General features: G+C 55.1%; 11 protein-coding genes. 3 read left to right on the top strand and 8 right to left on the bottom strand.

Annotation, left to right across the window (positions count from 1 at the left end; translation table 11 throughout):
- Positions 1 to 409 precede the first annotated feature (409 nt).
- Genes hemG through pepQ form a run of 4 tightly spaced genes read right to left on the bottom strand, consistent with a single transcriptional unit; the run spans position 410 to position 4,403 of the window.
- Entirely contained in the window at positions 410 to 955 is a 546-nt protein-coding gene (hemG, locus tag APU11_RS16985) for a menaquinone-dependent protoporphyrinogen IX dehydrogenase (RefSeq protein ID WP_048972348.1), read from the bottom strand.
- A 10-nt stretch (positions 956 to 965) separates the two neighbouring features.
- Complete coding sequence (gene trkH, locus APU11_RS16990; RefSeq protein ID WP_013099227.1) at positions 966 to 2,417, bottom strand: Trk system potassium transporter TrkH; 1,452 nt, start codon at positions 2,415 to 2,417, stop codon at positions 966 to 968.
- Between the two features lie 40 nt (positions 2,418 to 2,457).
- On the bottom strand, positions 2,458 to 3,072 hold the full coding sequence (locus APU11_RS16995) for an IMPACT family protein (RefSeq protein ID WP_013099228.1): 615 nt from the start codon (positions 3,070 to 3,072) through the stop codon (positions 2,458 to 2,460).
- On the bottom strand, positions 3,072 to 4,403 hold the full coding sequence (gene pepQ / locus APU11_RS17000; RefSeq protein WP_058650618.1) for a Xaa-Pro dipeptidase: 1,332 nt from the start codon (positions 4,401 to 4,403) through the stop codon (positions 3,072 to 3,074). The genes APU11_RS16995 and pepQ overlap by 1 nt, the downstream gene beginning before the upstream one ends.
- 190 nt (positions 4,404 to 4,593) lie before the next feature.
- Here pepQ and fadB point away from each other — a divergent pair, with 190 nt between their 5' ends.
- Both fadB and fadA read left to right on the top strand, forming a co-directional pair.
- Positions 4,594 to 6,783: a fatty acid oxidation complex subunit alpha FadB gene (gene fadB, locus APU11_RS17005; protein WP_060578677.1), complete on the top strand. Its 2,190-nt coding sequence runs from the start codon at positions 4,594 to 4,596 to the stop codon at positions 6,781 to 6,783.
- 9 nt (positions 6,784 to 6,792) lie between these two features.
- Positions 6,793 to 7,956 carry an acetyl-CoA C-acyltransferase FadA gene (fadA, locus tag APU11_RS17010; RefSeq protein ID WP_020688730.1) on the top strand — a complete coding sequence of 388 codons (1,164 nt, stop codon included), beginning with the start codon at positions 6,793 to 6,795 and terminating at the stop codon, positions 7,954 to 7,956.
- Positions 7,957 to 8,138: 182 nt separating this feature from the next.
- Here the strand turns inward: fadA and fre are convergent, their stop codons facing one another.
- On the bottom strand, positions 8,139 to 8,840 hold the full coding sequence (gene fre / locus APU11_RS17015; RefSeq protein ID WP_013099232.1) for an NAD(P)H-flavin reductase: 702 nt from the start codon (positions 8,838 to 8,840) through the stop codon (positions 8,139 to 8,141).
- A gap of 30 nt (positions 8,841 to 8,870) precedes the next feature.
- Positions 8,871 to 10,373: a 4-hydroxy-3-polyprenylbenzoate decarboxylase gene (gene ubiD / locus APU11_RS17020; protein WP_161496900.1), complete on the bottom strand. Its 1,503-nt coding sequence runs from the start codon at positions 10,371 to 10,373 to the stop codon at positions 8,871 to 8,873.
- A 173-nt stretch (positions 10,374 to 10,546) separates the two neighbouring features.
- Between ubiD and rfaH the strand changes: the two genes are divergently transcribed.
- On the top strand, positions 10,547 to 11,038 hold the full coding sequence (gene rfaH, locus APU11_RS17025) for a transcription/translation regulatory transformer protein RfaH (RefSeq protein ID WP_013099234.1): 492 nt from the start codon (positions 10,547 to 10,549) through the stop codon (positions 11,036 to 11,038).
- On the opposite strand, the gene tatD is transcribed toward rfaH, so the two are convergent.
- Together tatD and tatC are read right to left on the bottom strand one after the other, a co-directional pair.
- The gene (gene tatD, locus APU11_RS17030) at positions 11,035 to 11,817 is read right to left on the bottom strand and encodes a 3'-5' ssDNA/RNA exonuclease TatD (protein ID WP_058650619.1); all 783 of its coding nucleotides are present in this window, start codon (positions 11,815 to 11,817) and stop codon (positions 11,035 to 11,037) included. The two genes, rfaH and tatD, sit on opposite strands and share 4 nt — an antisense overlap.
- Before the next feature lie 41 nt (positions 11,818 to 11,858).
- The gene (gene tatC, locus APU11_RS17035) at positions 11,859 to 12,629 is read right to left on the bottom strand and encodes a Sec-independent protein translocase subunit TatC (RefSeq protein WP_013099236.1); all 771 of its coding nucleotides are present in this window, start codon (positions 12,627 to 12,629) and stop codon (positions 11,859 to 11,861) included.
- Positions 12,630 to 12,631 lie beyond the last annotated feature (2 nt).

Genomic DNA, 12,631 nt, shown 5'->3' on the forward strand with positions numbered 1-12,631 from the left:
GTGTTAGGCCTGCCGCCAGCGTTCAATCTGAGCCATGATCAAACTCTTCAATTTAAAAGTTTGATGCTCAATGAATTAAACTTCGTAATGAATTACGTGTTCACTCGTTGAGACTTGGTATTCATTTTTTGTCCGAAGACATTAAGAATCCATGTCACTTTGAGTGCCCACACAGATTGTCTGATAAATTGTTAAAGAGCAGTGCCGCTTCGTTTTCGCTGCGGCGCGGGGTGTGCATATTACGCTTTCCCGCTTCAGAGTCAAGCGTTTAATTTGCTTTTCTCTGCTGACCCGGCGGCGTGTGTGCCGTTGTTCCGTGTCAGTGGAGGCGCATTATAGGGAGTTATTCTGAAGTGACAAGCACAAAATACAAAAAACTTTTCGTTCGCTCACTTTTCAAACTCCACGCTTAAATACGCCGCGATTCGGGTGATAAATGCGCGATTTCCCGGGCAAAACTGCTCACCTGCGTCCAGTCGGTATAAACCACTTCTTTACGCGTATCGGTTTCACCGCCGGTCATTTTCATAATCAGCCGAATCATAAAGCGGTCATACCAGCGATAGCGGGGATAACGCAGCGCCCCTGCAAAGACGGCACACACGTCTGGCTGCCATGGCGAATTCAGCAAAAACTTGCGCGTGTAGCTGTTGGTCTGCGGTGTACGCTTTTCAGGTTTGCGGGCCACCAGATTGACCGAGTAGAACGCCCCGGGCAGCTTATTGAGCGCTGCCGTATGCTTTTTCACAAAGCGATCCAGCGCAGGATGGAAATGCCCGTAACGGATAGACGCCCCAATCACCACGCGGTCGTAATCCTGCCAGGCGATTTGCTCCGTACGGTTCAGGTTCACCACATCAGAGTAAATGCCCAGCTCTTGTAGTTCAGAAGCCAGATAAGAGGCAATCTCACGCGTTTGCCCGTCTCGCGTAGAGAATAGAATAAGTGTTTTCACCGACGACTCCTTACTCGCGCCAGAATGTTGGGGTGAACAGCACCAGCAGCGTAAAGACCTCAAGACGCCCAAACAGCATATTGGCGATTAGGATCCATTTCGCGACCGGGTTCATACTGGCAAAGTTATCCGCCACGACCCCCAGGCCAGGCCCGAGGTTATTAAGTGTTGCCACAACGGACGCAAAGGCAGAGAAATCATCCACCCCCGTCGCGATGATTGCCAGCATACTGACGATAAAGACCAGGGCATACGCCGAGAAGAATCCCCACACCGCTTCGAGAATACGTTCCGGCAGGGCACGGTTGCCCAGCTTGATGCTATAGACTGCATTCGGGTGAACCAGGCGTTTTAATTCACGGTTCCCCTGCTTGAAGAGCAGCAGAATACGAATCACCTTCAGGCCACCGCCCGTCGACCCTGCGCAACCACCAATAAATGCCGAGCACAGCAGCAGCACAGGCAGGAACAGCGGCCAGCGCGCAATGCTGTCCGTGGTAAAACCTGCGGTTGTCGCCATCGACACCACCTGGAAGAACGCCTGGTTTAGCGTGGTCAGCGCCGAGTTATAGACATCGTGGAACCAGAGCACCAGCGTACAGATGACCACCAGCGTGAGCTGGACGCCAATAAACATACGGAACTCCGGGTCGCGCCAGTACACCTTCAGGCTACGTCCGCTGAGTAATGAGAAGTGTAGACCGTAGTTACAGCCGGAGATCAGCAGGAAAATAGCAATAATGGTGTTGATCGTTGGACTATCAAAGTAGCCCACGCTGGCATCGTGGGTAGAGAACCCGCCGATGGCGATTGTCGCGAAGCTGTGCCCGATGGCATCGAACGCGGGCATACCGGCAAACCACAGCGCCAGCGCACAGGCAACGGTCAGTAAAACATAAATCAGCCACAGGGTCTTCGCCGTCTCGGCAATACGCGGGCGCATCTTGTTATCTTTCAGTGGCCCCGGCATTTCTGCCCTGTACAACTGCATGCCCCCGACGCCCAGGATAGGAAGGATGGCAACCGCCAGAACAATGATCCCCATACCACCGAACCATTGCAGCATCTGGCGATAAAAGAGAATGGCGTGGGGTAACGAATCCAGCCCAACCAGCGTAGTCGCGCCGGTAGTCGTTAAGCCGGAGAAGGATTCAAAAAAGGCATCCGTGATGCTCAGATTGGGCTGTTCAGAGAAAATAAAGGGCAGCGAACCGACGCTTCCCAGCACCGTCCAGAACAGCACCACAATCAGAAACCCTTCACGTGATTTCAGCTCACCTTTCTGACGACGGTTTGGCCACCACAGCAGCGAGCCAATCGCCAGCGCAACAAAGAAGGTCTGGGTAAATGCCCGCCCCGCGCCGTCCCGGTAGATAAGCGCCACCAGTCCTGGGAGAATCATTGTCCCGGAAAAAAGTATGACCAGCAGTCCAACGATTCGGGTTATGGCACGAAAATGCATCTCTGCCGCTTCCTTTGGTATTCAAAAAGTGAGGTGGGGATTATTCTTCAATCGGCAGCAATTGCAACGAACCGCGACTAAAATCCGCCAGTTTTGCCGAAAAAGCAGCCTGTTCAGCCTGAGGAAGCGCCACGCGCAATTGCACCATTGCCTGGTAATCACTGTGTGCAATCACACCGTTAAACTGTTTAAGCAGCGCTTCGACACCCGATAGCTGGGCGTAGTCGCACAACAAAGTATATTCGGTGAGTGGCGTTTTGCGGGTAGTGACCAACATATTAAGCGCCTGCTGTACGCCCCCGCCATACGCTTTCACCAGCCCACCGGTACCTAATAAAATGCCGCCGTAGTAGCGAACAACCACGGCGGTGATTTCACCCACGCCACTGCCCATGAGCTGGGAAAGCATAGGTTTACCGGCAGTACCCGCCGGTTCACCGTCATCAGAAAAACCCAGCTGCTGCGAATCGTCTGGCGGCCCGGCGACCCACGCCACGCAGTGGTGACGGGCGTCGGGATGCGCAGCGCGGACAGACTCAACAAACGCCTTTGCCGCCTCTACGCCATCGGTGTGTGCCAGCAGCGTAATAAAGCGGCTTTTCTTGATTTCTTCAACAAAGGTGACCGGCTCAGCCGGTATCAGCCAGCTTTCCATCAGGCCAGCTTCAGGTCTCGCGTCATATTCTCGATACCGTTCTCATGAATCACGACGTTATCTTCGATACGAATACCGCCAAACGGCTTCAGCGCGTCAATTTTTTCCCAGTTGAAGTGCTTGCTGAACTGACCTTCGCGCCATGGCGCTAACAGCGATTCGATAAAGTAGATCCCCGGCTCGATGGTCAGCACCATGCGCGGCTCAAGGATACGCGTGCAGCGCAGGTAAGGATATTTAGACGGCGCGGCGAGGTGCGTGCCGGTATCATCCTGCATAAAGCCCGCAACATCATGAACCTGCAGACCCAGCGGGTGGCCGATACCGTGCGGCATAAAGGGTCCGGTCAGATCGTTTTCGACCATCGCCTCTTCGCTCATGTCTTTCACGATCTGGTGTTTACGCAGCAGTTTAGCGATGCGCTGATGGAACTGGATATGGTAATCCACATAGCTGGTTCCGGCTTTCATGGTGCTGATAAGCGCCAGTTGCTCATCGTTGACGTCTTTAATCAGATGCGCAAAATCGGTATCCGCATTGGCCGCCCAGGTACGGGTCAAGTCAGCCGCGTAGCCGTTGTACTCTGCGCCCGCGTCCAGCAGGAAGCTGCGCATCTCAGACGGCACATGGTGATCCAGTTTGGTGTAATGCAGAACAGAGGCATGCTCATTCAGGGCGACGATGTTGCTGTAAGGCACATCGGTGTCACGGTGACCGGTCGCGGTGAGGTACGCCTGATTGATATCGAACTCGCTCATACCGGACTGGAAGGCTTCATGCGCTGCACGGTGACCATTCACCGCCGTTTTTTGCGCTTCACGCATGCAGTAAAGTTCGTAGTCGGTTTTATACGCGCGGTAATAGTGCAGGAAATCCAGCACCCCTTTCGGGTTGAGTTTGTCTGCCGGGATATCCAGACCCAGCGCACGCTCCGGGACCGGGCCAATGTAGGCAATATTGCCACGCGCGGCAGGCAACTGGCTGCCAATACCGTCGGCTTTTGGTAAAGCCATGACGTCCACTTCTTCTGTCCAGAAGCTGGTCGGCAGCGGCTCAACGTTGTGCCAGTAATCCACAGGCAGATAGAACCACAGTTTCGGCTTGTTCACGCCATCCACCAGCAACCAGCAATTTGGCACCTGTGTTACCGGCACCCAGGCTTTAAACTGCGGGTTAACCTTAAACGGATACGCATGGTCATCCAGAAAGGTATTCATCAGCTCGCCAGAGTGGATTAACAGCGCATCCAGCTTAAAGCGGGCAAGTACATTACGGGTACGTTCCTGTAGGGTAACGATATGATTTTTATAAAGCGAAGCCAGTGAGTCCATCATTCTTCCTTTCGTTTTTTTGACCTCAAGTCCTCGCATCTTAGCACACCTGTCTCCGGCTGCGTGATTTCCACCGACCGTGATCAATGCAGCAATTTCTTAATGAGTAATTTGCATTTTATTAACATAAATCCCACACTCCGACTCATCTGGTATGACCAGATCCACTTGCTGGATTCAGGAGACTGACATGCTCTACAAAGGCGACACCCTGTACCTCAACTGGCTGGAAGATGGCATTGCCGAACTGGTGTTCGATGCCCCCGGCTCAGTCAACAAGCTTGATACCGCGACGGTGGCCAGTCTTGGCCAGGCGCTGGATGTACTTGAAAAACAAACTGATTTAAAGGGGCTGCTGCTGCGCTCGAACAAAGCGGCCTTTATTGTTGGTGCCGATATCACCGAATTTCTTTCACTGTTCCTGGTGCCTGAAGAACAGCTGAGCCAGTGGCTGCACTTTGCCAACAGCGTCTTTAATCGTCTGGAAGATCTGCCTGTCCCGACCCTTTCCGCCGTTAACGGCTACGCGCTGGGCGGCGGCTGTGAATGCGTGCTGGCCACCGACTACCGCCTCGCCACGCCGGATCTGCGCATCGGCCTGCCGGAAACCAAACTGGGCATTATGCCGGGCTTTGGCGGCTCCGTACGTATGCCGCGCATGCTGGGTGCCGACAGCGCGCTGGAAATTATTGCCGCAGGTAAAGATGTTGGCGCAGAGCAGGCGCAAAAAATCGGCCTGGTTGATGGCGTCGTGAAGCCAGAAAAACTGATTGAAGGCTCCCTCGCCATTCTGCGTCAGGCCATTAACGGCGATCTCGACTGGAAGGCCAAACGCCAGCCGAAACTGGAGCCGTTAAAGCTCAGCAAGATTGAAGCAGCCATGAGTTTCACCATCGCCAAGGGCATGGTGATGCAGACGGCGGGTAAACACTACCCGGCGCCGATCACGGCGGTGAAAACCATCGAAGCCGCAGCCCGCTTTGGCCGTGACGAAGCCCTGAAACTCGAAAACCAGAGCTTTGTCCCGCTGGCACATACCAATGAAGCCCGCGCGCTGGTGGGTATCTTCCTCAACGATCAGTTCGTGAAAGGCAAAGCAAAACAGCTGACGAAAAACGTTGAGACGCCAAAACATGCGGCGGTACTTGGCGCTGGCATTATGGGCGGCGGCATCGCTTACCAGTCCGCCTTGAAGGGCGTGCCGGTGGTGATGAAAGACATCAGCGAGAAATCCCTGACGCTGGGGATGACCGAAGCGGCCAAGCTGCTCAATAAACAGCTGGAACGCGGCAAAATTGACGGTCTGAAACTCTCAGGCGTGATCTCTACTATCCAGCCCGTACTGGAATACACCGGTTTTGACCGCGTCGATGTGGTGGTTGAGGCCGTGGTAGAGAACCCGAAAGTGAAGAAAGCGGTGCTGGCCGAAACGGAAGAGAAAGTGCGTCCGGAGACCGTACTGGCCTCTAACACCTCGACGATTCCGATTAGCGAGCTGGCAAGCGTCCTGAAGCGCCCGGAAAACTTCTGCGGAATGCATTTCTTCAACCCGGTGCACCGCATGCCACTGGTTGAAGTGATCCGCGGCGAAAAAACCTCTGACGACACCATCGCAAAAGTGGTGGCGTGGGCCAGTAAGATGGGCAAAACCCCGATTGTGGTCAACGACTGCCCGGGCTTCTTTGTCAACCGCGTACTGTTCCCTTACTTCGCTGGTTTCAGCCAGCTGCTGCGCGACGGCGCGGACTTCCGCAAAGTCGACAAAGTGATGGAAAAACAGTTCGGCTGGCCGATGGGGCCGGCGTATCTGCTGGATGTGGTTGGCATTGATACCGCGCATCACGCGCAAGCGGTTATGGCGGCGGGCTTCCCACAGCGCATGCAGAAAGATTATCGCGATGCGATTGACGCCCTGTTTGACGCCAACCGCTTTGGTCAGAAAAACGGTCTGGGCTTCTGGCGCTATAAAGAAGACAGCAAAGGCAAACCGAAGAAAGAAGAAGATCCGGCGGTGGATAGCCTGCTGGCCGGGGTTAGCCAGCCAAAACGTGACTTCACGGACGATGAAATCATCGCCCGGATGATGATTCCGATGATCAACGAAGTGGTGCGTTGCCTGGAAGAAGGCATTATCGCCAGTCCGGCAGAAGCCGATATGGCGCTGGTCTATGGCCTGGGCTTCCCTCCGTTCCACGGCGGCGCGTTCCGCTGGCTGGATACGCTCGGCAGCGCCCGCTATCTCGATATGGTGCAGCAGTATCAGCACCTCGGCCCGCTGTATGACGTGCCGGAAGGGCTGCGTAATAAAGCGCGCCATAACGAATCCTATTACCCAGCAGTTGAGCCAGCCCGTCCGGTTGGCGAGCTGAAAACGGCTTAAGGAGTCACAATGGAAAAGGTTGTCATTGTTGATGCGATTCGCACCCCGATGGGCCGTTCAAAAGGCGGCGCATTCCGTAACGTGCGTGCAGAGGATCTCTCAGCGCACCTGATGCGTAGCCTGCTGGCGCGTAATCCGGCGCTGGACCCGGCTGCGCTCGACGATATCTACTGGGGCTGTGTGCAACAGACGCTTGAGCAGGGCTTCAACATCGCCCGCAATGCTTCGCTGCTGGCGGAGATCCCACATTCGGTGCCGGCAGTTACCGTCAACCGTCTGTGCGGCTCCTCAATGCAGGCACTGCATGATGCGGCGCGTATGATCATGACCGGTGACGCGCAGGCCTGCCTGGTCGGCGGCGTGGAGCACATGGGCCATGTGCCAATGAGCCACGGGGTCGATTTCCACCCGGGCATGAGCCGTAACGTGGCGAAAGCCGCAGGAATGATGGGCCTGACCGCTGAAATGCTGTCCCGCCTGCACGGAATTAGCCGTGAAATGCAGGATACCTTCGCCGCGCGTTCTCATGCTCGTGCATGGGCCGCCACGCAATCCGGCGCGTTTAAGAATGAGATCATCCCGACCGGCGGCCATGATGCTGATGGCGTTCTGAAGCAGTTCAGCTACGACGAAGTGATCCGCCCGGAAACCACCGTTGAAGCGCTATCCACCCTGCGCCCGGCGTTTGACCCGGTCACCGGTACGGTCACGGCAGGTACCTCGTCGGCGCTGTCTGACGGAGCGGCCGCGATGCTGGTAATGAGCGAAAGCCGCGCCCGCGAGCTGGGGTTAACGCCTCGCGCCCGGGTGCGCTCAATGGCGGTGGTAGGCTGCGATCCTTCTATCATGGGTTACGGCCCGGTTCCGGCCTCGAAGCTGGCGCTGAAGAAAGCGGGATTGACCACCAGTGATATCGACGTGTTCGAGATGAACGAAGCCTTCGCCGCGCAGATCCTGCCGTGCATTAAAGATCTGGGGCTGATGGAGCAGATCGACGAGAAAATTAACCTCAACGGCGGCGCGATCGCCCTCGGTCACCCGCTGGGCTGCTCCGGGGCGCGTATCAGCACAACGCTGATTAACCTGATGGAACGCAAAGACGCGCAGTTTGGTCTGGCAACGATGTGTATTGGGTTGGGTCAGGGTATCGCAACGGTGTTTGAGAGAGTGTAAGTAAGGAAAAGTATCTCAAAGCCAATGACGTCAGAACAAGGCGGCAAGCGAGCGAATCCCGATGAGCTTACATTAGTAAGTGATTCGGGTGAACGAGCGCAGCCAACGCAGTTATGGCGTCATTGGCGAAGAGAGACAGTTTAGTTGCCGTTCTTCCCGCCTGTCAGGGGCGGGTTTTTTATTTAGATAAACGCAAAAGCATCGCCAAACAGACGATCTTCACGCGCATCTCGTTCGTTACAGAACAGGTCACGGGCAATTTTCGCCATCTCAAAGCGGCCAGCGATATAGATATCGTGCCCTGCCAGCGTGCCATGATCCTGTAGTACCGCCGTCAGCACTGTGCCGCTACGCCCACGCCAGCCCTCTTCCGGCTGCTCAACCACCGGTTCAACACGCAGGTTGGGATGGTTAACGCTCAGCGCTTCAAGCTCAGAGAGATCGTAGAGATGTTTCTCTTCGCGGCCACCCCAGTAGATAGTGATATCACGGTTCGGGTTACGCGCCAGGGCCGTCAACAGAATAGAGCGCACGTAGGAGAAGCCTGTACCACCTGCAATCAGGATCAGCGGACGGTCTTCATCGTCACGCAGCCATGCATCACCGTGGGGAATATCCACCACGATCTCGCGCTCTTTAAGAATGCGGTCCATGACGGCCATTGCATACAGGTTAAGCTCTGACGCACCAATATGAAGCTCAATAAATTCCTGCTCCGCTGGCGTTGAGGCCATAGAGAAAGGACGCTTATCACGTTCATCCATCACGACCATCAGGTACTGACCAGCACGGAAAGAGAATGCCGCTTCAGGCACTAAACGGACGCGATATACGGTGTCGGTGATAGCATCTACCGAGGTCACTTTACAGCTTAAGGTTGTCATTCGCTCTCTCTGTCGGGAAGTCTATAGGGCTTAACGGTCAGCCTGCGGTTTACCGTTATTCATTATGGCCAGTTCGTCCCAGATCGCGTCAATTCGCGCGGTCACAGCAGGATCTTTCTTGATCGGGCGACCCCATTCACGGTCGGTTTCGCCAGGCCATTTATTTGTGGCATCCAGTCCCATTTTTGAGCCAAGACCGGAGACCGGCGAGGCAAAATCCAGATAATCTATCGGCGTGTTTTCCACTAACACCGTATCGCGCGCCGGATCCATTCGCGTGGTAATGGCCCAGATAACATCATTCCAGTCGCGGGCGTTAACGTCATCATCGCAGACAATCACAAATTTGGTATACATAAACTGGCGCAGGAAAGACCATACGCCCATCATCACGCGTTTAGCGTGACCAGGATACTGCTTCTTCATTGTGACCACCGCCAGGCGATACGAGCATCCTTCCGGCGGCAGATAGAAATCAACAATTTCCGGGAACTGCTTTTGCAGGATCGGCACAAACACTTCATTCAGCGCCACACCCAGTACTGCAGGTTCATCCGGTGGACGTCCGGTATAGGTGGAGTGATAAATCGCATCTTCACGCTGGGTAATGTGCGTGACGGTAAACACCGGGAAGTTATCCACTTCGTTATAATAGCCCGTGTGGTCACCGTACGGGCCTTCGGGTGCCAGCTCGCCCTGTTCAATGTAACCTTCCAGGACAATCTCTGCACTCGCGGGCACTTCGAGGTCGTTAGAGATACACTTCACGACTTCCGTTTTGGTGCCACGCAGCAGTCCTGCAAAGGCATATTCAGAGAGTGTATCCGGCACTGGCGTTACCGCGCCCAGAATGGTGGCGGGGTCGGCCCCTAACGCAACTGAGACCGGAAAACGCTCGCCCGGGTGTGCAGCGCACCACTCCTGGAAATCCAGCGCGCCGCCGCGATGCGACAGCCAGCGCATGATGAGCTTATTCTTGCCAATCAGCTGCTGGCGGTAAATACCCAGATTTTGACGCTCTTTATGCGGCCCGCGTGTGACGGTGAGCCCCCAGGTAATGAGTGGCGCGGCATCTTCAGGCCAGCACTGCATGATCGGGATTTTGGTCAGATCAACCGCATCCCCTTCCAGCACTTTCTGCTGGCACGGCGCGCCGCGCAGACGTTTGGTTGGCATGTTCAGCACCTGCTTAAACTGCGGCAGCTTGTCGAACAGATCGCGGAAGCCTTTCGGTGGCTCCGGCTCTTTCAGAAACGCCAGCAATTTACCCACTTCACGTAACGCTGTGACGTCCTCCTGACCCATGCCCAACGCCACACGGCGAGGGGTTCCAAACAGGTTACACAGCACCGGCATTGAATAACCCTTCGGGTTTTCAAACAGAAGTGCCGGGCCACCGGCACGCAGGGTGCGGTCAGCAATTTCTGTCATTTCCAGATAAGGATCGACAGGAAGCGTAATGCGTTTGAGTTCGCCCTGCTTTTCCAGCAGCGTCAGGAAGTCGCGGAGATCGTGGTATTTCATGCAGTTAATCATGGCCTCTCTGTAAGCGCTTCATTATACGGCGTAAGCCTGCGTGATGCTGTAATTTTGTTAAATTAGCGTGAACTTCTGCATCCTGTTCCCTTTTCGGCCATTATAATCAACTTAGCGATCCCGCCAGGGTTTTGATATGCTTGCGCCCGAAACTAAGGGAAAGAGTGATTATGCAGGCCTGGTATTTACTGTATTGCAAACGCGGGCAACTTCAGCGCGCGCAGGAACATTTAGAACGTCAGTCTGTAAATTGCCTGACACCCGTGATCACGCTTGAAAAAATGCAGCGCGGGAAGCGCACAACCGTCAGTGAGCCGCTATTTCCGAACTATTTGTTCGTGGAATTCGACCCGGAAGTGATCCACACCACCACCATCAGCGCCACGCGCGGCGTCAGCCATTTTGTTCGTTTTGGTGCGCACCCGGCAACGGTGCCGTCGACGGTGATCCATCAGCTTTCGGTTTATCAACAACCTGAAGATATTACCGACCCGGAAACCCCGTACGCGGGAGACAGTGTCGTCATCACCGAAGGTGCCTTCGAAGGCCTGCAGGCGATTTTCGCCGAGCCGGACGGTGAAGCACGCTCCATGTTATTGCTCAATCTGCTTAATAAGCAGGTGCTACAGAGCGTGAAAAACACCGACTTCCGCAAAGTTTAAAAATCAATGCCAAACAGGCGACGCACGTTGTCATCCGTCTGCGCAGATAACCCGTGCGGATCCTCTCCGCGCCACTGCGCCACGCTCGTGACAATATGCCCCAGCCATGCCGGTTCGTTACGTCGCGATGCCGGTTTTGGTTTGATATCACGCGGCAATAAATAAGGCGCGTCGGTTTCGAGGAGCAACCGGTCGGCCGGGATCACCGGCAACAGTTCGCGAAGCTCCAGCCCGCGGCGCTCATCGCACACCCAGCCGGTAATCCCCAAATAAAGCCCACGATCCAGACAGTCCAGCGCCTCCTGACGTGAACCGGTAAAACAGTGCAGCACCGCGCCTGGCAGTTTATCCAGCCAGGGATCCAGCAGCGCGAGGAAGCGCTCATGCGCATCGCGACAGTGCATAAACACCGGCATTTCAAGCTCGGCCGCCAGGGCAAGTTGCGCCGTAAACGCTTTTTCCTGCTCGGCAGGGGTGGAAAAATTGCGGTTGAAATCGAGCCCACATTCCCCGATAGCCACCACTTCGGCAGTTTTCGCCAGCCTGTGAATGATATCAGCGCTCTCCGACGTCCACTGGCTGCTGTCATGAGGATGCACGCCCGCGGTAGACCAGCAACGGTCGTAGCGTTGGGCCAGCTGTTGCGCCTGCTCGCTTTCATGCAGGTTAGTGCCTGTCAGCAACAATCCTTTTACGCCAGCGGCAAACGCGCGCGCCACGACGTCGTCGCGATCTTTCGCAAACTGTGAACTGGTCAGGTTAAGTCCAATATCAAACATGCAATTCCCCATATGACAACCGCCCTGACGGGCGGCTGGTTTTACTCTTCAGTGCTCTTTTCAGAGACGTCGTCTTCGTCCTCTGATCGACGCCCTTTCCCCACATAGAAACGTGAGAAGAAGACGCCTACCTCAAACAGACAGTACATCGGTATGGCCAGCAGCGTTTGCGAGAAGACATCGGGCGGCGTCAGCAGCATGCCGACCACAAATGCGCCGACCAGAATATACGGACGCTTTTTACGCAGGTCTTCTGGTGTGGTTACACCCACCCAGCAAAGCAGCACAATCGCAACCGGCACTTCGAACGCCACGCCGAATGCCATAAACAGCGCCATCACAAAGCTGAGGTAGCTGGCAATATCGGTCGACACCTGTACCCCTTCCGGCGCGGTATGCGTCAGGAAGCCAAAGGCCAGCGGGAAGACAACAAAATAGGCAAACGCCATGCCGATATAGAACAGCAGCGAGCTGGAGACCAGCAGCGGGATCACCAGTTTGCGTTCATGCTTATACAGAGCGGGCGCCACAAACGCCCAGATCTGATACAGCAGGATGGGTGCAGAAGCGATCAACGATACCCAGAACGTGAGCTTAATGGGCGTAAAGAACGGCGAAGCAACGTCCGTCGCGATCATCGTTGCGCCCAGCGGCATCTGCTTTATCAGCGGCGCGGAGACAACCTGGTAGATGTCATTGGCGAAATAAACCAGGCATAAGAAAATAACGAAAACCGCAATAATGCAGTTTAACAGACGCTTACGCAGCTCAATGAGGTGCGTAATGAGCGGTTGAGTATCATCTACTGCCATGT

The organism is Enterobacter sp. 50793107, assembly GCF_001463365.1.
Taxonomy (GTDB): domain Bacteria; phylum Pseudomonadota; class Gammaproteobacteria; order Enterobacterales; family Enterobacteriaceae; genus Enterobacter; species Enterobacter cloacae.